The organism is Pseudomonas sp. C 49-2 (genome assembly GCF_003970195.1).
In the GTDB taxonomy this organism is placed as follows: Bacteria; Pseudomonadota; Gammaproteobacteria; order Pseudomonadales; family Pseudomonadaceae; genus Aquipseudomonas; species Aquipseudomonas canadensis.
In genome coordinates, this window is the sequence record NZ_RXYG01000038.1 from 1 (window position 1) to 892 (window position 892).

The 892-nt window shown below is 58.6% G+C and carries 1 pseudogene; it reads right to left on the minus strand.

The window, feature by feature from the left end:
* Nucleotides 1–892 (minus strand): annotated as a pseudogene (locus EJ576_RS29620) (RHS repeat domain-containing protein); the annotation flags it as partial.

Below are 892 nucleotides of genomic sequence, written 5' to 3' on the forward strand. Positions count from 1 at the left end.
GATCCGGCAACCAAACCTGCGTCAGTTGCCCGCGTTTGTTGTAGCTGTACTCAGTCGAATGGCCGTCAGGATCGGTCTTACGCGTAACATCGCCCTGGTCATTACGCTCATACTTCCAAACCGCCTGACCCCGCCTTACAACGCGTACGAATCCATTGTCATGCTCGTAGGTCGTCGGCTCATCATCCCCCGGAAACAACGCCACCAAACGCCCAGCTTCGTCGTACTGGTAGGCCGTGATCGCCCCCAACGGATCTTGCTCAACCGTCAGCCGGCCTTTGTCATCGTAGGATTTGAAGTGCTCAGCACCGTCAGGATCCACCCGCTGCACCAGCCGCGCCCGCTGGTCATGCACATAGACTTCCTGACTGCCATCGGCGTTAAACACCGTGACCTGGCCGTTATCGTCCCAGGCATAGCGCGTGTCCATCTGCGAGAAACTGCCCCAATGCCGGACACATCGCGCCGCCTTACCAGACCTTTCCCACTCCCAGAAAAAACTCGCGCCACCGGCCAGTCCACGCTCAAGAATGATGTGCTGCTCGTCGTACCGATAAACCTCGCTTTCGCCTACCGCATTGGTCGCAGAAACCAACCGACCCGCCGCGTCATAGGCGTAGGAAACAACGTTCTGCTCCGTCACCCAGACAAACGGACCGTCATCCGCCGCCCGCTCAATCTGGTAGTCCACCGCCACAATGCGGCCCGACGCATAGCGCAAAAACAGCGAACGCCCGACGCCGTTATCCAGCCGCTCGATCTGCCCCAGGTAGTTACGGAAAATACGCAACCGGTTGTCATACGCATCGCTGATTGCCGTCAGCACACCGTCGCGAAAATGGTAGAAGCGCGACCCTTGAGATAGGACTAACTCATCGGGCAGCGACCCCAG